The 25,215-nt window shown below is 40.2% G+C and carries 21 protein-coding genes and 5 tRNA genes; 12 read left to right on the plus strand and 14 right to left on the minus strand.

What is annotated here, in order from left to right:
• Nucleotides 1–11: 11 nt before the first annotated feature.
• Together BUF13_RS06110 and BUF13_RS06115 are read left to right on the plus strand one after the other, a co-directional pair.
• A complete protein-coding gene (locus tag BUF13_RS06110; RefSeq protein ID WP_073570909.1) occupies nt 12–443 on the plus strand; it encodes a c-type cytochrome in 432 nt (143 codons plus the stop codon).
• A 22-nt stretch (nt 444–465) separates the two neighbouring features.
• On the plus strand, nt 466–1,167 hold the full coding sequence (locus BUF13_RS06115; protein ID WP_243839726.1) for a 3-keto-disaccharide hydrolase: 702 nt from the start codon (nt 466–468) through the stop codon (nt 1,165–1,167).
• A gap of 34 nt (nt 1,168–1,201) precedes the next feature.
• Here the strand turns inward: BUF13_RS06115 and BUF13_RS06120 are convergent, their stop codons facing one another.
• Nucleotides 1,202–1,816, minus strand: a complete 615-nt coding sequence (locus BUF13_RS06120) for an SH3 domain-containing protein (protein ID WP_243839725.1) — start codon at nt 1,814–1,816, stop codon at nt 1,202–1,204.
• A 241-nt stretch (nt 1,817–2,057) separates the two neighbouring features.
• Here BUF13_RS06120 and BUF13_RS06125 point away from each other — a divergent pair.
• From BUF13_RS06125 to BUF13_RS06145, 5 genes are all read left to right on the plus strand, one after another.
• Nucleotides 2,058–2,130 (plus strand) — tRNA-Lys (locus BUF13_RS06125).
• Between the two features lie 53 nt (nt 2,131–2,183).
• Nucleotides 2,184–2,257, plus strand: a tRNA-Pro gene (locus BUF13_RS06130).
• Nucleotides 2,258–2,331: 74 nt separating this feature from the next.
• Nucleotides 2,332–2,405, plus strand: a tRNA-Arg gene (locus BUF13_RS06135).
• Nucleotides 2,406–2,441: 36 nt separating this feature from the next.
• Nucleotides 2,442–2,514 (plus strand) — tRNA-Lys (locus BUF13_RS06140).
• Between the two features lie 194 nt (nt 2,515–2,708).
• Nucleotides 2,709–5,270 (plus strand): M1 family metallopeptidase, encoded by a 2,562-nt coding sequence (locus BUF13_RS06145; protein ID WP_073570912.1) that lies wholly within the window; start codon nt 2,709–2,711, stop codon nt 5,268–5,270.
• On the opposite strand, the gene BUF13_RS06150 is transcribed toward BUF13_RS06145, so the two are convergent.
• Both BUF13_RS06150 and gap read right to left on the minus strand, forming a co-directional pair.
• Nucleotides 5,260–5,880 (minus strand): LON peptidase substrate-binding domain-containing protein, encoded by a 621-nt coding sequence (locus BUF13_RS06150; protein ID WP_073570913.1) that lies wholly within the window; start codon nt 5,878–5,880, stop codon nt 5,260–5,262. The genes BUF13_RS06145 and BUF13_RS06150 overlap by 11 nt on opposite strands.
• Nucleotides 5,881–5,966: 86 nt before the next feature.
• Nucleotides 5,967–6,971, minus strand: a complete 1,005-nt coding sequence (gene gap, locus BUF13_RS06155) for a type I glyceraldehyde-3-phosphate dehydrogenase (protein WP_073570914.1) — start codon at nt 6,969–6,971, stop codon at nt 5,967–5,969.
• Nucleotides 6,972–7,156: 185 nt separating this feature from the next.
• On the opposite strand from gap, the gene BUF13_RS06160 reads away from it, so the two are divergent.
• On the plus strand, nt 7,157–8,089 hold the full coding sequence (locus tag BUF13_RS06160) for a S1 family peptidase (RefSeq protein ID WP_243839724.1): 933 nt from the start codon (nt 7,157–7,159) through the stop codon (nt 8,087–8,089).
• Nucleotides 8,090–8,122: 33 nt separating this feature from the next.
• Here BUF13_RS06160 and BUF13_RS06165 read toward each other — a convergent pair whose 3' ends face one another.
• The 5 genes from BUF13_RS06165 to BUF13_RS06185 form a co-directional block, all read right to left on the minus strand.
• A complete protein-coding gene (locus BUF13_RS06165) occupies nt 8,123–10,354 on the minus strand; it encodes an NADP-dependent isocitrate dehydrogenase (RefSeq protein WP_073570915.1) in 2,232 nt (743 codons plus the stop codon).
• A gap of 189 nt (nt 10,355–10,543) precedes the next feature.
• Entirely contained in the window at nt 10,544–11,344 is an 801-nt protein-coding gene (locus tag BUF13_RS06170; RefSeq protein ID WP_073570916.1) for an amidohydrolase, read from the minus strand.
• Nucleotide 11,345: 1 nt separating this feature from the next.
• Nucleotides 11,346–11,900: a peptide deformylase gene (def, locus tag BUF13_RS06175; protein WP_073570917.1), complete on the minus strand. Its 555-nt coding sequence runs from the start codon at nt 11,898–11,900 to the stop codon at nt 11,346–11,348.
• Nucleotides 11,897–12,310, minus strand: a complete 414-nt coding sequence (gene ruvX / locus BUF13_RS06180) for a Holliday junction resolvase RuvX (RefSeq protein WP_073570918.1) — start codon at nt 12,308–12,310, stop codon at nt 11,897–11,899. Before ruvX ends, def begins: the two co-directional genes overlap by 4 nt.
• Nucleotides 12,310–13,068: a hemerythrin domain-containing protein gene (locus BUF13_RS06185; RefSeq protein WP_073570919.1), complete on the minus strand. Its 759-nt coding sequence runs from the start codon at nt 13,066–13,068 to the stop codon at nt 12,310–12,312. Before BUF13_RS06185 ends, ruvX begins: the two co-directional genes overlap by 1 nt.
• Nucleotides 13,069–13,230: 162 nt before the next feature.
• Between BUF13_RS06185 and BUF13_RS06190 the strand changes: the two genes are divergently transcribed.
• Complete coding sequence (locus tag BUF13_RS06190; RefSeq protein WP_073570920.1) at nt 13,231–14,892, plus strand: S41 family peptidase; 1,662 nt, start codon at nt 13,231–13,233, stop codon at nt 14,890–14,892.
• Between the two features lie 122 nt (nt 14,893–15,014).
• Nucleotides 15,015–15,449: a VOC family protein gene (locus tag BUF13_RS06195; RefSeq protein WP_073570921.1), complete on the plus strand. Its 435-nt coding sequence runs from the start codon at nt 15,015–15,017 to the stop codon at nt 15,447–15,449.
• A gap of 42 nt (nt 15,450–15,491) precedes the next feature.
• On the opposite strand, the gene BUF13_RS06200 is transcribed toward BUF13_RS06195, so the two are convergent.
• Nucleotides 15,492–17,444, minus strand: a complete 1,953-nt coding sequence (locus BUF13_RS06200) for a M1 family metallopeptidase (protein ID WP_083586398.1) — start codon at nt 17,442–17,444, stop codon at nt 15,492–15,494.
• A 161-nt stretch (nt 17,445–17,605) separates the two neighbouring features.
• Here BUF13_RS06200 and BUF13_RS06205 point away from each other — a divergent pair, with 161 nt between their 5' ends.
• Nucleotides 17,606–19,432 (plus strand): TonB-dependent receptor, encoded by a 1,827-nt coding sequence (locus tag BUF13_RS06205; RefSeq protein ID WP_073571693.1) that lies wholly within the window; start codon nt 17,606–17,608, stop codon nt 19,430–19,432.
• A gap of 202 nt (nt 19,433–19,634) precedes the next feature.
• Here BUF13_RS06205 and BUF13_RS06215 read toward each other — a convergent pair.
• The 4 genes from BUF13_RS06215 to BUF13_RS06230 all read right to left on the minus strand — a co-directional run bounded on the left by BUF13_RS06215 (nt 19,635) and on the right by BUF13_RS06230 (nt 23,492).
• A tRNA-Val gene (locus tag BUF13_RS06215) sits at nt 19,635–19,709 on the minus strand.
• Nucleotides 19,710–19,867: 158 nt separating this feature from the next.
• Nucleotides 19,868–21,412 carry an L-piperidine-6-carboxylate dehydrogenase gene (amaB, locus tag BUF13_RS06220; protein WP_073570922.1) on the minus strand — a complete coding sequence of 515 codons (1,545 nt, stop codon included), beginning with the start codon at nt 21,410–21,412 and terminating at the stop codon, nt 19,868–19,870.
• 61 nt (nt 21,413–21,473) lie between these two features.
• Nucleotides 21,474–22,505, minus strand: a complete 1,032-nt coding sequence (locus tag BUF13_RS06225) for a DUF4421 domain-containing protein (RefSeq protein WP_073570923.1) — start codon at nt 22,503–22,505, stop codon at nt 21,474–21,476.
• A gap of 285 nt (nt 22,506–22,790) precedes the next feature.
• The gene (locus BUF13_RS06230) at nt 22,791–23,492 is read right to left on the minus strand and encodes a glycosyltransferase domain-containing protein (protein WP_073570924.1); all 702 of its coding nucleotides are present in this window, start codon (nt 23,490–23,492) and stop codon (nt 22,791–22,793) included.
• 136 nt (nt 23,493–23,628) lie between these two features.
• On the opposite strand from BUF13_RS06230, the gene BUF13_RS06235 reads away from it, so the two are divergent.
• Nucleotides 23,629–24,456 carry an FkbM family methyltransferase gene (locus BUF13_RS06235; RefSeq protein ID WP_073570925.1) on the plus strand — a complete coding sequence of 276 codons (828 nt, stop codon included), beginning with the start codon at nt 23,629–23,631 and terminating at the stop codon, nt 24,454–24,456.
• On the opposite strand, the gene BUF13_RS06240 is transcribed toward BUF13_RS06235, so the two are convergent.
• Nucleotides 24,453–25,163 (minus strand): glycosyltransferase family A protein, encoded by a 711-nt coding sequence (locus BUF13_RS06240; protein WP_073570926.1) that lies wholly within the window; start codon nt 25,161–25,163, stop codon nt 24,453–24,455. The genes BUF13_RS06235 and BUF13_RS06240 overlap by 4 nt on opposite strands.
• Between the last annotated feature and the right edge of the window lie 52 nt (nt 25,164–25,215).

Consider the following 25,215-nt stretch of genomic DNA (forward strand, 5'->3'; position numbering starts at 1 on the left):
ATCAGTTTAACATGAAAATTACAAAACCATTAAACCTTGGATTGGTTGCATTGGCTGGATTGGCTTTTGCATGTGGAGGGGGTGAAAAATCCTCAGAAACCACCAGTACTCCTGAGCCAGTAGCAGCTGCGCCTGCTCCAGCTCAAGAAATTAGCTTAGAAGACAAGTACAAAGACGATCCTATCTACATCAAAGGATTGGAAAAAATCAAAGGATCTGACTGTATGTCTTGCCACATGGTAGAGCGCAAGATCGTTGGACCATCTTATGCTGATGTAGCAGCAAAATATGAGTCTACAGACGAAAACATCACTAAGCTTGCCACTAAAGTAATCGAAGGTGGAGTTGGCGTTTGGGGTGAAGTTCCAATGACTCCACATCCAGGCTTGAGCCTTGATGACGCGAAAGACATGGTTGCATACGTGCTTCTTTTGAAGAAATAAGATGAAAAAAACTTATTGGATAATGACAATGGCAGCCGGTCTTATGATCGGCTGTTCTGGTCAAAAAACAGAAGAGACTACCGTAGAAGAGGTAGTTGTAGAAGAAACTCCAAAAGATGAGTGGATCAAACTTTTCGATGGAGAAAGCCTTGCTGGCTGGCACAAGTATAATGACGGAGCCCCTGGCAAATCCTGGAAGGCTGAAAATGGCGAATTGATCTTTGACCCAAGTGGCGAAGATGGAGGAGACATTGTTACTGACGAAGAGTATGACAATTTCCATTTGAAATACGAGTGGAAAATCTCTCAAAACGGAAATAGCGGATTGATCTTTTTCATCCACGAATCTCCAGAGATCCAAAGAACCTATCAGACAGGTCCAGAGATGCAAGTTTTGGACAATGATGGCCATCCAGATGCAAAAATCATCAGCCACAGAGCCGGAGACTTGTATGACCTAATCGTAAGTAGCGAGGAAACCGTAAAGCCTGCTGGCGAATGGAATCAAGCTGAAATCATTGCTGATAATGGGAAGCTTACTCTTGTTCTTAATGGTGTCAATGTAGTAGAAACTACTATGTGGACTCCAGAATGGGAAGCTATGATTGCTGACAGCAAGTTTAAAGACATGGAAGCTTGGGGAACCTACAAGAAAGGTAGAATCGGACTCCAAGATCATGGAGACGAAGTTCACTTCAGAAATATCCTTTTGAAAAAATTATAAAAAAATGGTCCCGGAAATTCCGGGACCATTTTTTTTAGAGTCTGGTGATATTGTCTTTCCTGATAAAGGCAGATTTATTTTTCCATTCGATCTCATACCAGATATCTTTTCCTGACTTGATCTTCACGCGATGACCAGGCTCAACTTGATCGATCAATTCTCCACCCGCAGAAGGCTTAGAAACGATGAATGCAGGGCTATGAGTAATCAATCCAGCTTTAGGTCCCTGGAGGAAGTTATTAACCACAAAGATCACTACAATCAAAAAGACTGTTGGCCAATAGGAAGCCGACTTATCAATCTTCCTTCCCATCCACCAATTGGAAATAAGAGAAATCATCAGAAACAAAGTAAGAAGCCCTACAATGATTTCTTTGTACTCCACAAGGAACAACAAGAATCTCCCTCCATCACTGACATCATACCCATAAAGATTTGCCTGACCGGTCAAAGTTTTGATTTTGGAAATCGTCTGAGCGTTTGGGTTCAGGTCATAATATTTGCTGAGATATAAAGTCGCCTGCTCCTTGTCTCCCATACCTTCAGCAATGAATGCCATTTTGAGCAACATTGCCGGTGAGTAGAGGCCATTTTGGTAGTTCGGAGCATAAATTTCCATGGCTTCTTTATAACTTCGCAGATCAAACAAAGAATCTGCTTTTTGAAGGTCATTTACATCTGCCTGACAATGAATACTTTGCAGAACAAATGAAAAAAATAATAAAAGTTTTGTGAGAAAGTTTGATTTGGTGTTTGGCATTTCGAAAACAGAGTCATAAATTTGCAGTCCAATTACGGCAATGATCTGACAAAAAGCAAGGTTAGAGAGCCACTTTGAAAAGATAAAATTTAAGGTTGAGGCGTTAAAAAACGTCAATTCCAAAATCAATGATTCCGTAGCTCAGCTGGTAGAGCATAACACTTTTAATGTTAGGGTCCTGGGTTCGAGCCCCAGCGGGATCACAAAAATTTTAACTTGCAAGGAGTTAAAAAAGATAGTCGAAAATTAAAGTCATCGGGGTGTAGCGTAGCCCGGTATCGCGCCACATTTGGGATGTGGAGGTCGTAGGTTCGAATCCTGCCACCCCGACTCTTCCTTTTTCTAAAAGGAGGTCGAAGGTTCTCCCGATATTTATCGGGATGCCCCCTGACTTTATTTATTCAGGTCCGCTAGCTCAGCTGGATAGAGCAACTGCCTTCTAAGCAGTAGGTCTTAGGTTCGAATCCTAAGCGGATCACTTTCTACGAGCGGAATTCTGTTCCGCTTTTTCTTTGATTCCGTAGCTCAGCTGGTAGAGCATAACACTTTTAATGTTAGGGTCCTGGGTTCGAGCCCCAGCGGGATCACAAAAAGCAAGTCTTTGGGCTTGCTTTTTTGTTTTAAAGCGAGTCAATCATTTATCGAATCTTTTCAACTCTACGAAGAAAGGATTTTGAAGAGCAGGTCAATTGGACCTGCTTTTTTTTGTTTTTAGACTTGCCATTTCTCCACTGCTTAATTTTTCATTTGGGAATCACCTGCTTTTTCGCAAATTTTCCACATGAGAAAAACCACCCTATCCATATTCTTAGCCATCTCACTTTTTGGCTGTGCAAAAAAACTTGATGACAGTCATTTTTTAGACGCAGGAATATCGATTCAGCTCGCAGACTTTAGGAAGGAACAAATCTCCGACATTCATTATCAACTGGACTTTTCTTTACCAGAAAAGCTAGAAGATCCAATACCTTCCAACCTAAATTTGGAATTAAACTTAAGTAGGATTGATCAACCACTTATTCTGGACTTCAATGAAAAGAGCTCTCATCTCCTTTCTTTAAAAGTGAATGGAATGGATTCTGAAATCCATCATGAACAAGAACACCTCATCATTTCATCTGATTTACTTAAAGAAGGAGCAAACCAAATCGAAATCGAATTCCTCGCAGGCGAGCTTTCTCTCAATAGAAATCAAGACTTTCTCTACACGCTACTGGTTCCTGATAGAGCAAGCACGCTTTTCCCTTGTTTTGACCAGCCAAATTTGAAAGCAAACTACAGCTTGACTTTGACTACTCCAGAAGACTGGAAAGTCCTTGCAGGAGGGCCAGAAATTAGCCAGGAAAATAAAGGAGAGTTCACCAAGCACATCTTTGCAAAATCTGACTTGATGAGCACTTACTTATTCTCTTTTGTGGCGGGAAAATTTGATGAGGCTATCAATACCGAAACGCTACCCCAAAAAGTTCTTTACAGAGAAACCAATGCTGATAAAATCGAAGAGAGCATTCCTGAGCAATTCAAGCTACATCAACAAGCAGTCAATTTCTTGGAATCCTATACGGACTATCCATTTCCCTTTCAAAAAATCGACTTCGCCACAATCCCTATTTTCCAATATGGAGGAATGGAACATGTAGGAGCAATCCAATATCGTGAAAGCGCTCTTTTCTATGATGAAAATGCAACTGAATCAGAATTACTGGGAAGAGCGAAATTAATCGGGCATGAAACTGCTCATATGTGGTTTGGTGACTTAGTCACTATGAGATGGTTCAATGACGTCTGGATGAAAGAGGTCTTTGCCAATTTTATGGCAGGAAAAATCGTTAACCCAAACTTCCCGAACATCAATCATGTTTTGCTCTTTTTGACCAGCAATTACCCTTCAGCTTACGCAGAGGACAGAACTTGGGGCACCAACCCTATCCGTCAGGAGTTGGCTAATTTGAAAAATGCAGGCTCTCTCTATGGAAATATTATCTACAGCAAAGCGCCTATCATGATGAGACAGCTGGAGACTACCATTGGGGAAGAAGCATTTCAAAAGGGAATTCAGGAATATATCCGAGACTTAGCCAATACCAATGCTGATTGGAATGATTTGGTAACCAGACTGGACAAGCAAAGTAAAATTGACCTTAAAAAATGGAGCGAAGTCTGGGTCAATCAATCCAGCAGACCCATTTTCGAAGAGAATCTTCAAGTAGATGAAAATGGTAAAATCACCGAGTTCTCCATCAAGCAAACTGCTGAAGATGGAACGGGTAAAATTTGGCCACAGCTATTCGAAATTACTTTCCTTTACCCTGAGGGCTCCAAATCATTTGCTATTGACATTCAAGATCAAACTCTCGAAATCAAAGAAGCCATTGGGATGGATCAACCGTTAGCAATCCTATATAATAGCAATGGAATGGGCTACGGTGTTTTCCCGATTAATGAAAAAAGCATAGATCAATTGACACAATTCGATGGAGAGGTCGGTAGGGCTCAAACTATCATTAACCTATACGAAAACACCTTAGCCGGTAAATTAAGTCCTGAGAAAGCCCTTGAAAGCTTTCTTCCAGCTTTGGAAAGAGAAGAAAATGAAATTCTTTTCCGTTTAATTTCAGGCTATACTTCGTCAATTTTCTGGGATTTCTTGAATGAGGATCAACGAGAAACAATGCTTCCTGTACTGGAGAAATCTATCTGGGACCAGCTCCAAACTACCAAGTCAGCTAATATCAAAAAAGGTCTTTATTCACTTTATTCAGGTATTGCTTACAACTCCACTGGTCTTAAAAAGCTTTATCAAATCTGGGATGAAAAACTGGCTATCCCAAACTTGAAACTAAATCAAGATGACTATACAGGGCTGGCCATGAAATTGGCCCTTTTCGGACATCCAGATTCAGAAACAATTTTGGAGAAAGAAAGAGCAAAATTGGAAAATCCAGACAAGATCAAACGATTTGATTTTCTTTTACCTTCCTTGTCTCAAGATGCATCAGTTCGAGACTCTCTTTTTGTTTCTTTCAAGGATGCTAAAAACCGCGAAAAAGAATCCTGGGTGCTTACGGCATGTGACTATATCAATCATCCTTTGAGACAAGCAGAAAGTATCAAGCATGTTCCATTGGCGCTTGACTTAATTCAAGAAATTCAATTGACAGGAGACATCTTCTTCCCAAAAAGATGGGCTGTTTCGACATTTGGTCAATACCAAGATCCTCGCGCTTGGAAAGAGGTTCAAGCTTATTTGGAAAGACACCCTGAATTAGACAGAAACCTGAAAAATAAAATCCTTCAGGCCAGCGACAATTTAAGAAGAGCTCAAGACATTATTAAAAATTAAGCGGATCTAAGTGTTTAAAGTGCCCGTTTTGTTTGATTTTGTCTTTCGCTCGCTCGATAGCTTTGATCGCAGGAATCATCCTTTTAAAGTAAGAAATCAAATATTCCATCCTTTTGGATTCCTCAGGGATTTTCAGGAGTTCTAATTCTTCCTCTAGCTTTAATCCCACTTTGTGGGCATAGGTAAAGGACTGTACAGTTTTAGTATTGATTTCGGATGGATAATTCAAGAGGTACAGAATTTCTTTCAGATAAAAGATAAACTCATAATTCTGAACCTCGGTAACAACGGGAATATTGGCTAAAAATTCAACTTCGCCTCCTGAATATAATTTACCTGGAGAAGGATTGTCAAAAGACTTCAATTTAAAAACTCGAACACCTTTGGTTTTGATATCTAATCTCCCGTCGTCGTAACGTTTGTAAACTTGATCCAAAACCACTTCTGTTCCATATTCTGCCATTTTCCCCAAATATGGACAAATCCCAAAAGAGAGGTTTTCGTTTTCTACGTCTTTTAAAAGTTCTCTATATCTAGGTTCGAAAATATGAAGATTGAGATTCTCTCCTGGAAACGCGACAAGCTTTAATGGGAATAATGGAAGATACATAGCGATACTTTATACCTTATTGAAAACGAAACATTTCATCCATTAGTTTTTAGTCAAAAAAAAGCCCCGAAATCGGGGCTTAAATTTTATTTGCTTGCGATGAATGTCAAAAGGTCAACAACCTTGTTGGAATACCCCCACTCGTTGTCATACCAAGAAACAACTTTCACGAAAGTTTCAGAAAGCTGGATACCAGCTCCTGCATCGAAAATAGAAGTTCTAGCATCACCAATGAAGTCGTTAGAAACTACTGCATCTTCAGTGTACCCTAAGACACCTTTCATAGAAGTTTCAGAAACTTCCTTCATTTTAGCACAAATCTCTTCGTAAGTAGCACCTTTCTTCAATCTTACTGTCAAGTCAACTACAGAAACATCTGGAGTTGGAACTCTGAAAGCCATACCAGTCAATTTACCATTCAACTCAGGAATAACTTTTCCTACAGCTTTAGCAGCACCAGTAGATGAAGGAATGATGTTTTGACCAGCACCACGTCCACCTCTCCAGTCTTTAGCAGAAGGACCATCAACAGTTTTCTGAGTAGCAGTAGTAGCGTGAACAGTAGTCATCAAACCTTCTTCGATACCCCAGTTGTCGTTTAACACCTTAGCGATAGGCGCCAAACAGTTGGTAGTACAAGAAGCGTTAGAAACGAATACCATATCATCAGTATAAGTATCCTCGTTCACACCCATTACAAACATAGGAGTGTCATCCTTAGAAGGAGCTGACATGATTACTTTCTTAGCACCCGCATCTATGTGTCCTTGAGCTTTTTCTTTTGTCAAGAAAATACCAGTTGATTCGATAACGTACTCAGCACCAACAGCAGCCCAGTTTAGGTCAGCTGGATTCTTTTCAGAAGTTACACGGATAGCATTTCCGTTAACCACCAATTGTCCGTCTTTCACTTCCACAGTCCCTTTGAATTGACCGTGAGTGGAATCATACTTCAGCATGTAGGCCATGTAATCTACATCAATCAGGTCATTGATTCCTACTACCTGAATATCTTCGCGCTCTTGAGCCACTCTAAAGGCCAAGCGTCCGATTCTTCCGAATCCGTTGATTCCAACTTTAATCTTGCTCATAATTATTTTGATTATTGTATATAGGTTTGGATCTAAAATCTTTCCCCAAAAAGCCTCTTTTGGCTAAAAATCTTTGGGTCCGGCTAAGTTATTACAATTTTTCCGCTAGCCAAAACCCCGAAATAGGCTTTCCTGTTACTTCTTTGATACAATCGATTTCGAGAATTAAAAAAAAACTTAAAATTTTGAAATTCACGGGAATTCCTAGCCTTTTGGCTATTTTCAAAGAAATCAATTCATCAAAAATGTTTGTAAAAGCCATTCAAGAAGTATCTGGGTTTACTCGTGCAGTTCATTCAATTTCAAGGAGTTTTGGAAGTAATCAAATTCAAAGAGGCTCAGCAACGCTCTTTTTTATTAATAACGATGGCTGGGCACTTACCTGTAAACATGTAGCTCAATGGATATCTCAGGCTGAAAAAATCAATCAACGTTTTACTTCTTTTCAGCAACAGAGCCATGAAATGAATGGGAAGCAACAAAATAATCTTGCAAAATCCTTAGGCTTAACTCCTCAAAGTACTGCAGAAATGAGGATCACTTTCGTGGACTGTATAGATAAAATGAGTAACCTTAAATTCATTTCTCATCCCGATTATGATCTAGCATTAATTCAGTTTGCAGGTTTTGACAAGCTTTTGATCAATAACACCCCCAAATTTCTTGAAAATGATCAGGCCGTTCAACCTGGCGCTATGCTTTGCAGATTAGGGTTTCCTTTTCCAGAATTTTCAAACTTCAAATTCAATCCAGAAAAACAAGTACTTGAATGGACCCAAGAAGGAGCTGCCAGATCACCTAGATTCCCAATCGAAGGAATGGTGACTCGTTTTTTGGGAGGAAAAGGCGGGAAAGTTTATGGAATAGAAATGAGTACTCCAGGATTGAGAGGGCAAAGCGGTGGACCACTATTTGATACAGAAGGTAGAATCATCGGGATGCAAAGCCGAACTAAGCATCTTCACTTGGGATTTGATATCGAGGATAAAGAAATTGTTGCCCATGGCAAAAGCAAAAAAATCAATGACTACGCTTTTATCCATTTAGGGGAATGTATTCACGTCAGCGTGATCAAAGAATTCCTGAATCAGCATCAGATCAATTTCGAAAAGGCATAAAAAAACCGGGATCAAATCCCGGTTTTCAATTTATTAAGCTAGCTCAGCTAAAATCTCATTCAAAGTTGCACTTGGCCTCATCGCTGTGGAAGCTTTCGCTTCATCAGGTCTGTAATATCCTCCGATATCTACAGGTGTTCCTTGCGAACCATTCAATTCAGCCTCGATTTGAGCAGCCTTTTCTTCCAAAGCTTTTGCAATCGGAGCAAACTTAGCTTGAAGTCCAGCGTCTTTACTTTGTGCAGCCAAAGCCTCAGCCCAATACATTGCTAAGTAGAAGTGGCTACCTCTGTTATCCAATTTACCTACAACACGCGCAGGAGATTTATCATTTTCCAACCACTTTCCTGTTGCTGCATCAAGAGTCTCTGCCAAAAGCAATGCTTTTTCATTATGGAAGGTTTGACCCAAATGCTCCAGGGAAACTGCCAATGCTAAGAATTCACCCAACGAATCCCATCTCAAATGACCCTCGGAAGTGAACTGCTCCACGTGCTTAGGCGCTGATCCACCAGCACCAGTTTCAAACAATCCTCCACCATTCATCAATGGAACGATAGAGAGCATTTTCGCACTTGTACCAAGTTCCAAAATAGGAAACAAGTCAGTCAAGTAATCTCTCAATACGTTACCAGTAACCGAGATGGTATCCAATCCTTCTTTGATTCTAGCCAAAGAGAAATTAGTCGCCTCAATCGGAGACATGATATGAATTTCCAAACCATCAGTATCGTGCTCTGGAAGATAGGTATTTACTTTTTTGATCAACTCAGCATCGTGAGCTCTTTGTGGATCCAACCAGAATACAGCAGGCGTATTAGAAAGTCTAGCTCTTGTAACAGCCAATTTCACCCAATCTTGGATAGGAGCATCTTTGGTCTGGCACATTCTCCAGATATCGCCTTTCTCTACAGAATGACTCAACAAATCTGATCCATCCTCTGCCTTTACCTCAACAGTTCCGTCAAATGGAATTTCAAAGGTCTTGTCATGGGAACCATATTCTTCAGCCTTTTGAGCCATCAAACCTACATTAGGAACAGAGCCCATGGTAGATGGATCAAAAGCACCATGTTTTTTACAGAAATCTATGGTTGCTTGATAAACTCCAGCATAACTTCTGTCTGGAATAACAGCGATTGTATCTTGAAGCTTTCCAGCTTTGTTCCACATTTGGCCAGAGCTTCTGATCATCGCAGGCATGGATGCATCGATGATCACATCGGAAGGCACGTGAAGGTTGGTAATTCCTTTATCAGAATTCACCATTGCCAAATCCGGGCTGTCAGAATAGCAGGCATCGATATCGGCAAGAATAGCAGCTTTTTGATCAGCTGGAAGCTTTTCAATGCTCGCCAACAAATCTCCAAAACCATTGTTTACATCCACACCCGCAGCCTCTAGAGCAGCAGCGTGCTTGGTGAAAACCGGCTCAAAGAAAACTTTCACAGCATGACCAAAGATGATAGGGTCAGAAACCTTCATCATGGTTGCTTTCATATGCAGGGAGAAAAGAACTCCAGCAGTTTTTGCTTCTGCCTTCGCTTTCTTCAAGAAAGACTTCAAAGCAGCAATGCTCATTGTTGAAGCATCGATCACTTCACCTTTTTGAAGTTTCAATCCTGACTTCAAAACTTCTTTTTGACCGTCTGCTCCTACCAATTCGATAGAAACCGTGGTCGCTTCTGCAAGAGTTGCAGATTTTTCACTTCCATAGAAATCTCCTTCGGTCATACTAGCAACCTCAGACTTGGAGTCCGGAGACCACTTACCCATGGAATGTGGATGCTTTTTAGCATAAGCTTTTACCGCTTGAGGAGCTCTTCTATCAGAGTTACCCTCTCTCAAAACCGGGTTAACAGCCGAGCCTTTGATTTTATCATATTTTGCTTTGATTGATTTCTCCTCGTCGGTTTTTGGTTCCTCCGGATAATCTGGCAAAGCATAGCCTTTTGCTTGCAATTCTTTGATCGCCGCCTTCAATTGTGGAACTGAAGCAGAGATATTTGGAAGCTTTACAATATTTGCTTCAGGAGTTTTTGCGATTTCACCCAATTCAGCCAAGGCGTCACCGATTTGCTGCTCTGGCTTTAAGAATTCAGGGAAATTGGAGATGATTCTTCCAGAAAGGGAGATATCTCTGGTTTCAACAACTACATCAGCAGACTTGGTGAAAGCCTGTACAATAGGAAGTAAGGAATAGGTCGCTAACGCTGGCGCCTCATCCGTTAAGGTGTAAAGAATTTTAGGGGTCTGATTGCTCATGATTAAAACTATACGAAATAGGTATTAAATGTCATTTTTCTCAATTCAGTGATTCCATTCGAATCATCCTCTGAAATTTCCATAGAAAAAGGAGAAAAAGAGCTAGAAAATTGCGGGGCTAAAATACGGAAAATATCCTTGTATCAAATTCCATTAATGGATTTGAAAAACCGAGTGTCAACTCGTATATCAGTTTCTTGCTTTGATCTCGAAACTATCAGAATCCATCCAAGCTGGAAACTTCTCACGATACGCTAAAAGCTCCTCCTTATTTAAGGTGACCACTCCGATGGATTCATTTTCTCCCAAATGAAGTAAAGTGTTGCCTTTGAAATCAAAAGCAGATGAATGGCCGACGTATGGAATCTGATTTCCATCAGTTCCAACTCGATTGATACCTATAGAATATGAGAGATTCTCAACAGCTCTGGCTGGCAACAAAATGTCCCATGCCGATGCTCTTGGCGCTGGCCATGATGCCACATATATCATCAGGTCGAAAGCCATGCCTTCAGGATCATGATGATTCCGAGACCAAACAGGGAATCTTAAGTCGTAGCAAACCTGTGGAAGTATCTTCCAGCCTTTCCATTCAAAAACTGGTTGTAATTTCCCAGAAGAAAAATGTTCATGTTCTTTTGCCATTCTGAACAAATGGCGTTTATCGTAAGACTGGATTTTGCCATCCGGCTCCACCCAAAGGAAGCGATTGAAGTATTCGCCCCCATCCACAATGATGGCACTTCCGCAAATGATCGCTTTTTTTTGAGCTGCCATTTGCTTCATCCATTTGCAAACTGTCAAGTTCATTGGCTCAGCAAGCTCTTCGGCATCCATGCTAAAACCCGTCGGGAACATTTCAGGTAGAATAATTAAATCGACTTCTTCCTCAATCCCCCAGATTTTCTCCTCTAGCATTGCCAAATTGGCCACTTTATCTTTCCAATAAAGATCTGTCTGGACAATCGCTATGTTAAGAGGAGAATTCAAATTATTTGACTGGATAGATCATTCTATAATCCGTAGACACTTTTCCTTTGCTCACTTCGATCAGCTTGGACTGCACCAATCTTTTCTTCAAGCCTTTGAGATAATCTACAAAAAGGATTCCTTCCAAATGATCGTACTCATGCTGGATCACGCGGGCAGTCATGCCAGAGAATTCCTCCTCTTTCAGATTCCAGTTTTCATCAAAATACTCAATGGTCAAGGTCTCAGGACGGATAATTTCCGCTCTTACATCCGGAATACTCAAACAACCTTCCTCAAAAGAGAATTTGTCTCCATACTCATCCAAGATGATCGGATTGATAAATGCTCTTCGGACTCCCTTTTCTTCATCATCTTCATCCAGCATCAAGGTACTATCGATGACAAATAGACGAACTCCCTGATTGATCTGAGGGGCAGCCAATCCCACACCACTTGCATGGTCCATGGTGGCGAACATATCCTCAATCAAGTTGTTCAGCTCTTTTCCTTCTTCAATTTCTTCTGCTTCCCGCTTCAAAATCGGGTTTCCGTAAGCAACAATTGGATATATCATTTTCTATCTAAATACGACTGTAATATGATTGCGGCACTTACCTTATCGAGATTTCCTGACTTCTCTTTGCGGTCTTTCTTTTTACTCCCCATGGCGATCATAGACTGCATGGCCATTTTGGAGGTAAAGCGCTCATCAATCAATTCAATTTTCTTTTCAGGAAAGGCAGCTTCCAGCTTTTCCTTCATCGCAAACACTTTCGGAGTCATTTCCGTTTCCTCCCCATTCAATTTCCTAGGATAACCCAAGACGATTGCTTCTACCTCTTCTCTTTCGAAATATTTTTTCAAATATTCCAGCAAAGTAGAAGTCTCAATGGTTTCTAGGGGATTGGCAAGCATTTGCAAAGGATCGGTAACGGCCAAACCTGTGCGTTTGGTTCCCAGATCAATAGCTATAACTCTGGGCATTAGTTTATTTTGATTTTGTTTGTGATTTTTCTGACTGCTTCTTTTTCCAGTTCTATGGCTTTAGGAAAAAGCAATTCATCCTCAATTTGGGCATGAATAATTAGTTCTTGCTCGAAGTTTTGCAACTCGTGGTACAGAACTTTCATAGTCAATGGTGCATCTTCAGAAAGGGTGTAATCAGAAGTCAACTTTCGGATTCCTTGCATTTCATCATCATGGATCTCATGTTCGTCAGCCAGAGATTTGATCGGATCTTTTTTCAGAATGGTCAAAGCATCATGCAGTGCAAAATTCCCATCCTCGATATCCTGAAGCAATTCAATCCTTTTGAACAGCCTACTTTCCTCCTCATGAATATGGTGAATAAAATCCTCCACGAATAGCGGAAACATGATTCTCAAGTCATTCATCAGACCTTGAAATTCCTTTTCTGGAGAAATCCCTGAAATCAAATTGGATAAAAAGGGGAGCTCTTGGCGAACGAAATAATAGTGCTTCTTTTTCAAGTAAGCCACCAACACTTCAATGGGATTCAAGTAAAGCTCTTCAGTGGTCGGTTCCTTTCTGGCTGCCCAAGATTCCAATTCAGAAATCAACTGATTCGGCCTTACCCGATGCTTTTTACAGACCTGCTCCAAAGAATGCGTTGGATACTGATAAAAGCTGATTCCGAAATAATGCAGAACAGAAGCAAAAACATAGTTTTCTGACACAAGGTCGCCGACTAATAGTTTATTAAAATTTTGCTCTGTTTGCATTTCACAAAAATAATTTATTTTAACAGATAATTGGGGATTTTATCCGACCTTTATCTGATCCCATCGTATAAACTTTTACCAAGTTTATCACAAACATCTTTTAAACACTCCTTTTTGGCAGTAGTTTATCGATAAGAAAATAACCAACGAAAGTTTAAAATCGTGAGCGAGACAAAGAATTCAAAATCACAAATAAGGCTTCCTATCATCCTAGCTTTGGCTATTTCGGCCGGTATTTGGATCGGAGCCACATTTGCAGAACCCAAAAGTAATCAAAATGACCTAAGAGCTGCTCTATATAAGCTTCAGGAAATTATGACTTATATCAACAGGGACTATGTGGATAGTGTCAACACCAATGATTTGGTAGAATATGGCATTACCAAAATGCTCGAAAACCTAGATCCACACTCCAGTTACATTCCAGCCAGAGACGCTTCATTGGCACAATCGCAATTGGATGGAGAGTTTGATGGAATCGGGGTGGAGTTCGGGATTATCCGAGACACCATATATGTGGTAGCACCTTTGACAGGCGGACCATCGGAAGCACTGGGAATCCAATCTGGAGACCAAATTATCAATGTAGACGGTAAAACGGTAGCAGGAACAGGCATCACCAATAGAGATGTATTTGATTTACTTCGCGGACCTAAAGGTTCTCAAGTAATCGTAGATATCAAGAGAAAAAATCAGCCTGAACTGATCACTTTTGATATCACTAGGGACAAAATCCCTCAGTACAGCATCAATGCTTCCTATATGGTCAATAATGAAATCGGGTACATCAAAATCACTCGATTTGCAGCCACAACTTTTGACGAGTTCAAAGAGTCTGTAGCTGAATTGAAGGAAAAAGGCATGAAGAAATTGATCATTGACCTTCAAGGAAATCCAGGCGGATACATGGGAGCTGCAATCAACATTGCCGATGAAATCTTGGCAGATAGAGCTTTGATTGTATCTCAGGAAGGAAAAGTTGATCAGTACAGCCAAAAAGCATTTGCTTTCAGACCGGGTACATTTGAAGAAGGATCTGTGATCGTTTTGGTCAATGAAGGATCGGCTTCTGCGTCAGAAATCCTTGCCGGTGCCATTCAGGATAACGACCGTGGATTGATCGTAGGTAGAAGATCTTTCGGTAAAGGTTTGGTTCAAATGCCAATCGACCTTTCCGATGGAGCTGAATTAAGATTGACCATTGCTAGATATTACACTCCTTCCGGCAGATCTATTCAGAAGCCTTACGAGGCAAATCATGAAGAATATGAAAGAGATTTCATTGAGCGTTATGAGCATGGAGAATTCTTCTCTGCTGACAGCATCAAGTTCAATGACAGCTTGAAATATCACACAAGCAAGGGCCGTATCGTTTATGGAGGCGGAGGAATCATGCCTGACTACTTCGTTCCTTTAGATACAGCTTTGAGTTCTGCCTATGTAAACAGACTTTTCAATTCAGACACTCCAAGGGAATATGTTTTGGATTATACTGAAAAGAACAAAGACAAATTTGCTGGCATCAGTGTCGAGGAATACTACAAAGACTTCAAGTTCACAGATGCCATGCTACAAGACGTGGTGAAAGTTGGTGAAAAGAACAAAGTGAAGTATGATGCTGCAGACTTCAACAAGTCCAAAGAATACTTGAGAACTTTGATGAAAGCCCATTTGGGAAGACAACTTTATGACGATGATGCTTTCTATATGGTAGTCAATGACATCAATGAGGTTTACCTACAAGCACTCAAACTATTTGATGAGGCACAGCGGATAGCCATGGCGACAGATCTTAGCCCTACTCACGAAGAGGAAGAAGAATAAGATTGAAATAATTTCAAAAAGAGGCTTTCCGGATTTCGGGAAGCCTCTTTTTTTGCTTTTGGTTGAGAAACTTTTCGAAAAAGCTTTAGATTGAAAACCTCAAATCCAAAATTTCAAAACCTATGAAGAAGCTTTTAGCGGCAATTGCCATTTTGCTTTTTGCACAAAGTTCATTTGCTCAGATCAAAACAAACCACATTGCAGTTCATGTTTCCAACTTAAAGGAAAGCATGGCCTTTTATCAGTCTATGTTGAATCTGCAGGAAATCGAGGAGCCATTTAAAGATGGAATCCATGCTTGGTATGACATAGGAGGAGGAACTGCTCTCCACTTGATTGAAAGAGTGGATACTCCAACAGAAATATCCAAAACAAATCACCTATGCTTTAGCATGAAGGATATGGACAGCTTTATTGAAAGACTTAGAAAGGCAAATTACCCATTTGAGGACTGGCCAGGAGAAAAAGGAAAAATAACTACGAGAGTAGATGGGATCCGTCAAATTTACATTCAAGATCCAGATGGATATTGGCTAGAAATCAACGACGATTACTAAAAAATTGAAAGCCCGATCAGAATTGATCGGGCTTTTCTTTACTTAATCCTCATAAATTTTTTGAGGCCAAGAATCATTCGAAATATTAATATCTGGAACAATCTTGTGTGGATCGATAGTTACACCAACCACCTTTTTATCGGAATCGATGATGTGAGCCCAAGTATTACCTCTTTGCCAGATTTCTACAGGAAGAGTTTCAAGCTTTTTGCTTCCATCTTCAAATTCAACTTCTAAAACAACTGGCATTGGGATATCTCCTTTATTAGAAACTACAACCAAAGACTTGCCTGCATAAGGATAAACTCCATCAATTGCTAAGTCGATATTTCCATTCCCATAGAACCACCCTTTCCAGAACCAGGAAAGATTTTCACCAGAAACATTCTCCATATGGTTAAAGAAATCAGATGGTTGAGGATGTTTGAATGCCCAAGTCTTGATATAGGATCTGAATGCATTATCAAATCTCTCATGACCCAAGATGTATTCTCTCAAAACAACCATTCCCATTCCAGGCTTTCTATAAGCAGTCATACCTAAGTTCGAAATATTCACCACATCAGGATAAGTATCAATTCCTTCACGATCCTCCTTCAAAAAGTAATTATTAAACTTTCTGGTTTCATTCAAGGTAGAAGGATATTCTCCATCATTGAAAGCCAAAGTGCTATAATGGTTAATAAAAGTATTGAATCCTTCATCCATCCAAGGATAACGTCTCTCGTTTGAACCCACAATCATCGGGAACCAGTTGTGACCAAACTCATGGTCCGTCACCCCCCAAAGTCCACGACCTTTAGAATTATAATGACAGAAATTCAAACCAGGATATTCCATTCCTCCGATCGCTGCAGCCACGTTTGTTGCAGACGCATAAGGGAATTCATACCACATGTTAGAATAATACTCAATTGAAGCTTTTGAATACTCAGTAGATCTACCCCAAGCTTCCTGTCCTTCTGATTCTTTAGGGTAAACAGATTGCGCCAAAATCGTCTTACCACTAGGCAAGTTAATTTTTGCTGCATCCCATATAAATGCTCTGGAAGTAGCAAAAGCTGCATCTCTTGTATTCTCAATCTGGAAATGCCAGGTAATCATTCCGTCTTGCTTTGGACGAGTCAATTCTGTGTTTTTGATCTCATCTGGAGCAACCAACATCACTGTTTCATCACTTGCCTGAGCTTTCGCGTAGCGATCTTGCAGCTCTTTGGAAAGGACTTCTTTTGGATTCATCAATTTCCCAGATCCCACAACGATGTGATCAAAAGGAACTGTGATTTTGTAATCAAAGTCTCCATACTCCAAGTAGAACTCACCAGCACCCAAATATGGCTCGACATTCCATCCTTCGATATCATCGAATACGGCCATTTTAGGATACCACTGCGCAAAGGCATAAATCCAACCATCTTCTACTTCCAATCTCCCCATTCTGTCCATTCCTTTTTCAGGAACTTTGAAAGAGAAATTCATAGCAATGGTAGCTTTTCCGCCTTTTGCAGGAATCGGCTCATTGAACCAAACCTGCATTCTGGTATCAGAAATAATATGTTTGTCAGAGACCGATCCTTTGGAACCAACCTTAGCCTGTAGCCCGGTGATATCAAAACCTCCGTCAACGTCACCATTGTATCTATTTCCTTGAACAGGAGTTGTCAAAGTACCTCGAGAGTCCGGAGTAAATCTATTTTGCTCCAATTGCATCCAAACAAAGTCCAAAGTCTCTGGGCTATTGTTGGTATAAGTAACGGTGATCTTACCAGTCAAAACATGAGCCTCATCGTCAAGAGTTGCCTCGATCTGATAGTCTGCTCTATTTTGCCAATAGTTTTCACTTGGTTTTCCTGATGCAGTCCGGGTATAGGTGCCCTTTCTGTCCATAAATTCTCCAAAGTCAGCTTGATTGCTTTCGTAACCTTGTTGAGCAAAAGCAGCAGAGCTAGCCAACAAAGTCGAAAACATCAAACCCGAAATAATTCTTTTAATCATGGGTTTTAGTTTTTAGGAAGCTCAAAATTAAGGTCTTCTTTAAATTCACCAAGAGGCTTTTTCACAAGTGGTAAATGCTTAACGAATTTTTACAAAAGCCTAAAAATTGGAATTTGATTTTTATCAAATCATTTTTGCCTCCTCATTATCTAAACTACCCAATGAAAAAACTGTTTTTCCCGGCAATTTTCAGCTTGGTAATTTTCCAAGCAAATGCCCAAAATGACAGCACAACCCAAAATCTGGATGAAATAATCATCCAGGAAAACCGGATTCAAACCCCATTTTCCAAACAAAGCAGGAACATTTCAGTGGTTACCAAACCACAATTAGAAACTACACCAGCAAGAAGCCTTCAGGAAGTTTTGGCTTTCGTCCCTGGCGTGGATGTAAGACAAAGAGGTATCACTGGAGTCCAGGCCGACATCGGAATTCGAGGTGGTTCATTTAATCAAACTCTGATGCTTTTGAATGGGATCAAACTGACAGACCCTCAGTCAGGGCATCACATGATGAATATTCCAGTACCCATGATCAATATTGATCGAGTGGAAGTGTTAAAAGGCCCGGGTTCTAGAATTTTCGGACAGAATGCCTATGCAGGGGCAGTGAATGTTATCACCGAACTTTCTGATCGAAGGAGCCTGAGAGTTCAAGGATACGGAGGAGATTTCGGCATGAAAGGGATCAATTTCGCTGGATCTCTTCCTGCAGGAAGCTTGAAGCAAAACCTTGCCGTATCATATGATGAGTCAAATGGGCACTGGTACAATTCAGATTATAAGGTCAGCAATATTTTCTATGAAAATGGAATTGCTATCAACGAAAAACACTCCCTACGTGGAATGATTGCCTATACCGACAGAAGTTTTGGAGCAAATGGCTTTTACACCAGCGCATTCCCTGACCAGTGGGAAAGCATCCAAACTACTGTAGGTGCTTTGAGCCATACGTTTACTCAAGATAGATTCAAGCTAAACACAAGAGCTTATTGGAGAAAAAATGAAGATGAGTATCGTCTAAGAAGGAATGAGCCTGAGTTTTATCAAAACTTCCATACTTCCAATACCTATGCTCTTGAAACCAATGGAACCTACCAGAGTAAATTGGGAACTACAGGTTTTGGTCTAGAAGCCAGAGAGGAAAAAATCGAAAGTACCAATTTGGGAAATCACGATAGAACTCTCGCGGGAGTCTTTTTGGAGCATTTAGTCAATCTGAAAGGTGGATTTGATGTTCGCGCAGGTATTTACAGCAATTATTACAATGACTATGGCTGGAAACATTTCCCAGGGATGGAAGTCGGTTTCCAAGCCACGGAAAAGCTTAGATTCTACACTGGAATTGGAAAAAGCTTTAGAATCCCAACCTATACGGATTTGTACTACCAAGGCCCTACTAATGTCGGGAATCCGGAATTGAAGCCAGAACAAGCTCAAAATTTCGAAATCGGTGCCAAATGGAATCAATCAGGCCTTTTTGCTGAATTGGTTTACTTCAATAGAAATACAGATGATCTGATCGAATGGGCACGCCCAGACGAGGAAACCCCTTGGCAACCACAAAACTTCAATGAAGTAAAATTCAATGGAATTGAAGCTTCTTTGGCTTATCGATTTGCCAACACTCCTGCTTCTGTGAGAATTAAGGAATTCCAGATTTCATACAATTACATCGATGCGAACTTGGTCAATCAACCAGGTACCGAAACCCGCTATGCGTTGACAGCATTGAAAAACCAAGTAATTGGCGGAGCTCTATTGGGAATCGGTCAAAAACTGGAATGGAATACCAAAATGCGCTATGTAGAAAGAGTGAGTCAGGACCCCTACTTCCTTTTGGATATGAGAATCGACTACAACAGAATGGGCAAAGTTGGATTCTTTGCAGAAGCCTCCAATATCACCAACACAGACTATATCGAGTCTGGAACAGTTCAGATGCCCCACCGATGGTTTAGAGCTGGTTTTATGTTGAATTTGGAATAAAAACCGAAAGGCAAAAAAAGCCTCCAAGAAATTTTCTTGGAGGCTTTTTTATATTCAAATAAAACAACAAAGCCCCAGATTTCTCTGAGGCTAACGTGGGAGTTGAGGGATTCGAACCCCCGACCCTCTGCTTGTAAGGCAGATGCTCTGAACCAACTGAGCTAAAGAGCGTAAAAAATGAATTTTCATTGAAAGAATGGAGTGGGAGTTGAGGGATTCGAACCCCCGACCCTCTGCTTGTAAGGCAGATGCTCTGAACCAACTGAGCTAAACTCCCATTCTTTTTACTACTTTCCTTCCGAAAGGGAATGCAAAGGTAGTTTCAATTTTGAATTAGGCAAACAATTTCTAAATCAAAAATTCTAACAGACTGAAAATGAACCAAAATATTTTCAAATAAAATTACCAGCCATAATTCTGACTGGTATTTCTTATTTAAATATCAAACTTAATCCCCTGCGCCAGTGGCAATGCAGTGGAATAATTAATCGTATTGGTTTGTCTTCTCATATAGGCTTTCCAGGCATCAGAACCAGATTCTCTTCCTCCACCGGTTTCTTTTTCACCACCAAAAGCTCCACCTATCTCCGCCCCTGATGTGCCAATATTTACGTTCGCTATCCCACAGTCCGAACCAGCCACAGAAAGGAAGGCTTCTGCTTCTCTCATATTCGTAGTCATGATCGCTGAAGATAACCCCTGAGGCACTCCATTCTGAATTGCTATTGCTTCTCCAATGGTTTTGTATCTAATCAAATAAAGGATCGGAGCAAAAGTCTCGTGTTGCACAATCTCAAAATGATTTTCAGCTTCATAGATCGCAGGCTTCACATAGCAACCAGACTCAAATCCTTCACCGGACAAAACTCCCCCAGCCACTACCTCTGTACCTCCTTCTGCTTTCACTTTTTCAATAGCCGCTTCATACATTTTCACAGCATCTTGATCGATTACCGGTCCCACATGATTCTTTTCATCCAGAGGATTACCGATCACCAATTTAGAATAAGCGGAGGCCAATCTTTTTGCAACCTCATCAAATACCTCTTCTTGAATAATCAATCTACGCGTAGAGGTACATCTTTGTCCGGCGGTTCCAACCGCCCCAAACAAAGCCCCACGAATCGCCATGTCCAAATCAGCGTCCTTCGTGATGATGATGGCATTATTCCCTCCTAATTCAAGTAGAGATCTCCCTAAGCGCTCTCCAACAGCTTTACCTACTAATTTACCCATTCGGGTAGATCCAGTTGCGGACACCAAAGGCACTCTGGTATCATGAGAAAGCATTTCTCCTACTTTATAATCTCCGATGATCAGAGAGGAAACTCCTTCTGGCAAATCGTGCTTTTTGAAAATTTTACTGACAATATTCTGACAGGCTATACCTGATAAAGGAGCTTTTTCTGAAGGCTTCCACACGCACACATCTCCACAAACCCAAGCCAAAGCAGTGTTCCAGGACCAAACAGCAACAGGGAAATTGAAGGCAGAAATAATTCCTACGATCCCAAGCGGATGCCATTGCTCATACATTCTATGACCAGGACGCTCAGAATGCATGGTCAAACCATACAATTGACGGGAAAGACCTACTGCAAAATCACAGATATCAATCATTTCCTGAACCTCACCCAAACCCTCTTGGTAGGATTTACCCATTTCATAGGAAACCAGCTTACCTAAATCTGCTTTTTTCTCTCTTAAAGCATTCCCGATTTCTCTGACAATTTCTCCTCTTTGCGGAGCAGGAACCAAACGCCACTTTTCAAAAGCTATTTGAGCTGCAGAGATTACTTCTTCATACGTTTCTGAACTAGCAACCTGAACTTTTGCAATCACCTCCCCATCAGCTGGTGAAATCGAAGAAATATAGGATTCTCCTGAATCAAGCCACTTTTCACCCGTTGATACCCCAAGATTTTCTTTTTGAATCCCGAGGTTTTTCAATGATTCAGCTATTCCAAATCTATCATTCATGCTCTTATTATTTTGGATTATGACCAAAGCTAAAGAAATGGCTTTTCCAGCCCAAAAGTTTCTACAAATCTTTATTGATCAATCTTATCGGATTGATCTTTCTGAATTTTTGTCGGAATTTTTCACTTACTGAGAGTTTGTATACTAAGTTGATCCGATAATTACCCGTATTGACTGCCTGTTCAAAAGGACCATCCCGAACCAGCTCAACATTTTTAAAAATATAATTGGCATTGATGGAAAATCTCTCAGAGTTATAGCCAGCAAAACCCCTTAAAAAGTAAGTGGAAATTACTCCGACTTTCCTGAAACTCTGGGTGTCATTTTCCCAATCAGCAAATCCGACGCTCAAATTGGCTGACGCCACCCCAGTTAGATAAAAGCCTTTCCCAAAGACCAAAGTACCAGCAAAACCAACATTGGGACCAGCTTGGAAATATTTTGCCCTTTGAAAATTCAGTTCAGTTTGAGCCTCTGTCGTAGGGATTAACAAGGAATCACCCCTCATGGACCCGCCATACATTTCAAAGCCTAAAAAAGGAGAAAACGCAGAGCGCTTCTGGATCATGGATTGATTAAAAGACGCTTGAACTGATATTTTATCCCCATTGAATAAATAATTGAAATTGACTCCATACTGCCTCAGTTTCAAATCTTCTCGGAGATAGCTTTCACTGGAATTATTCAACTGATCCGCACTCAGGGTGTACCCGTTATAAAACTGACCAAAGAGATCAATGATCATCTTTTTAGGATAGACATGAGATTGAAGATCTAAATAAAACGGCCAGTTCTGTTGGCGATTTGGATTCATAAAACCCAAAGGCATCGCGAGATTTAAAGTAAAACGCTGATAGGTAAATCCAACTCCAAGGTTATTTCCTGAATTCGGCTCGAACACATACCTCCTAGTTTCTTTTGGGACGTAAACGACTAAATTGGTGTACTTCTTAGAAAAATAGAATCTCAACCCCAGCAACTCGGGATGTTCTTCCACATAATTGGAATCAAAGCTTGATTTCTGTGCCCTAAGATTTGACACATTCATAAAAAAAATAACTCCCAAAAGTCCTAATCCTATTCTAAGGCGCATATTTAGATTATTTCACTCCTAAATTCCGAAATATTCATGCAAAAAAAAATCCGGGTGGTCGACCCGGATTTCTTTAGAAAACATATAGAGTTCGAAAATTAGAGGTGTTAAAACCTCGGGATTTAAAAAGAATAGTTGACAAAAGTTGTTTAATCACCTCAATAAAATTACGAAGTGATTTTAATTTTCCAAATTATTTATTGGATTATTTAGATTGAAAAGAATAAAAATAATGAATATAAATAGTGCGCCAAGCTTAATATACAGCTAACCCATTCCGTATTATCACTTCCCTAGTCCAAGCCAATTCCAGAAGCCACCAGACTCCTTTTTTCGAAATTTGAGAGAAATATTATGACCTCTATTTCTTTTGATGTATTTGAATAATTCAGGCCGGGGTAGCGTATTGATCTTCACTCCAGAAATAAATGAAGCGATAGGCAAACTCAATTGATCTCGATGAGAATAGGTAGTTAGTATCTCTGACCATTTTTCTTCCAATTTTTTCACCTCGGGAGACTTATCACGAATAACGACCATCGTTTCAAAAAGCCCCCCATCATCCTTGTAACCCATTTCTTTGGCGTAATTCAAAGTTCTTTCTATGTTTTCAGCCAAATCTTTTTTCTTCCTCAAAATCTCTTTCCCCTCTTCCTCCAAACTCGATCTTTTGGGGTGTTGGCAGGTCAAAAAACCTCCTTTATAATACTTATCCAGAAATAGTTGAGGATCCTGAATAAGCTCCATATTTCCATCCATATAGATAGTCACATCATATCCTGAAGTATTGTCCACACTATTGATTTTCAAAAGCCGTTGTTGCTTTATGGGATTTTCTCCCTTGGACAACAACTTGGTTTCCCAACCGTCCACTTTCAAATTTTCTTGATCAGTAAACAACCAAAAATCGAAGCCCTCATACTTCTTCACTGGCTTGATACTGTCGTAGTTATTGGTGACTACAGAATAGATAAGTGTATTTGTCATGAGTAAAAAGCAAGCATTTTGCCCCAAGTCTTAGATGTATTTAAATGAACTAAAACCAGTCTGGCTAAAATATTTGGTTATTTTTCGATTTCTTTAAACTAGAATTACCAGCCGCAAATTAGAAAATTACAGCTTCATGCTAAAACATCAAGTAAAGTCTGCTTTCAAAGCGTTTTGGAAGAAACTCAGATTCGATTTAAGTGCCAATGACAACCCGATTTTTATAGGATTTTATAAAAATTTCTACAAACCAAAACCTGGTAGTCTTTCCGAGTTTCTTTCGGAATATTCACTTTCCAAGAAAGGGGACTTTTATGTGATTCAGATTGGAGCCAATGATGGGATCACTCACGACCCTATCCACAAATTCATCAAAAGAGACCGCTGGAAAGGCGTGTTATTAGAGCCTCAACCTGATGTTTTCAATAATGAGCTCAAGAGAATCTACCAATACAATGAGGGCTTGACTCCTATTTGTGCTGCTATCGGAAAAGAAGATGGAAGCCAAAAGCTCTACAAAATCGGATTTTCAGATATGCGCTGGGCAACGGGTTTAGCCTCCTTTTCTTTGGAAAAAATCCAGGAACACTATGACAGTGGTGTTGTATCGATGAATTGTAAAAAGTACGGTTTGGAGATCCCCTCCGATCCTGAAATGCAAATCAAAGCAGTAGACGTAGAAGTCATCTCACCAGAAACTTTAATCAAAAAATATGGTGTATCCCGAATTGATCTTTTGCAAATAGATGCAGAAGGATATGATTTACAGGTGATTTTGATTTTTGAAATTGAAAAGACTCAACCCCAAGCCATCATTTTTGAAAATGAAAACCTCCCTCAAGAGGATCTGGAGAAATGCTATCATCTTTTAAGAGACAATGGCTATCAACTTCAAAAATTTGGCAGAGATACGCTGGCTATGAAAAATCCTCCAGAGCAATTCCAGAGATTCTTCAAAGCTTAAATCTTATCCAAACCTTTCCAATATTTTAAGAAATAGTACTTCAGAGGATTTTTGTATTTCAGCTGCTTCCAAGGGCGGCTTCCATGCGGCCTATGCCAAACTGGAGCATCCATCAGTACATAATTCTCAAAACCGCTTTCCAAAGCTTGAGATGATATAAAAGTATCATACCAATCTTTTGCGTCATCCAACCCAGTAAAATCATAGGCATTCAAAAAACTTTGTGAAAATAGCGTACAGCAAAAGCTCAGGCTCCTTTTGGTATTGATTTCAGCCTCTTTTCTCCCTTTGAATTTCAAATAAGGAAAATTGACAACTCCAGCCTCGTCCACAGTTACGGACCCTGTCAGACCAGATGACTGATGGGAATCTTGATGAGCCAAAAGTTTGCTGATCGTATCTTTTTTCACCACCACATCAGACTCGATTACCAAAAGAGGCAAGCTCATATCTAAGGCTTTTTTCTGAGAAACCTGAAGCACCAGCTTGTAATTTGGAGATGGATGATCAGTGATATCCTCTAGATGAACCAGTTCATACCCGATTTCACCTTTGTTCTTTTCTAGCTCAGCTTTGGTTTCCTCAGTACTAAAATCATTGAAAATAATATGATGCACTTTTACATCAGATGCTGCTATGGCTTTCGCAGTATCTAAGGTAGTTTCAATGGAGTTTTTGACTGGGGTGATGACGAGAACTTCTGACATAGTAAAAATTTCTCCAAAAATAAGCCTTTCTGAACAGGCAAAAAAATAACCC

Origin of the sequence: Algoriphagus zhangzhouensis, from assembly GCF_900148515.1 — a bacterium.
Classification (GTDB): domain Bacteria; phylum Bacteroidota; class Bacteroidia; order Cytophagales; family Cyclobacteriaceae; genus Algoriphagus; species Algoriphagus zhangzhouensis.